Here is a 429-nt window from a genome sequence, read left to right as displayed (position 1 = left end):
ATCAAAATGTATTCCACCGTTCTCCACTTGAATCGGCTTCGCATCTTGTTTGTCCTTGATGTCTATAGGTTTCGAAAGTGTCGCCATTCCATCGACCGTGGTGCCCATGTTTTCAAACAGTGCCCCAACTTCCCACATGATCCACATCGACATCCCATTTAGGCGTAGAGCCAAACTTATTGCGATAGCAATGGCGCCAATGCTGATGGCATTGTCCATCCACAACATGATGGAGATGGCCGCAATAGCGAACACCAATACATAGTTCACCACTTCAACCATCACGTTAAAGCCGGTAACAAGGCGCATCTGGCGATGAACGGTATCTAGGAAGCCCTCCATGCCTTCTTCTGCATATTCGGTCTCACGCTTACTGTGAGAAAAGAGCTTTACCGTTGCGATATTGGTGTAGCTATCGACAATGCGTCC

General features: G+C 47.8%; 1 pseudogene. It reads right to left on the bottom strand.

The window, feature by feature from the left end:
- Positions 1-429, bottom strand: a pseudogene (locus AB4585_RS23920) (ABC transporter ATP-binding protein); the annotation flags it as partial.

This window comes from Vibrio sp. 10N.222.49.C9 (assembly GCF_041474985.1).
In the GTDB taxonomy this organism is placed as follows: Bacteria; Pseudomonadota; Gammaproteobacteria; order Enterobacterales; family Vibrionaceae; genus Vibrio; species Vibrio crassostreae_C.
The sequence above is the reverse complement of the archived record's forward strand: the minus strand, read 5'-3'. Positions and strand labels throughout refer to the sequence as shown.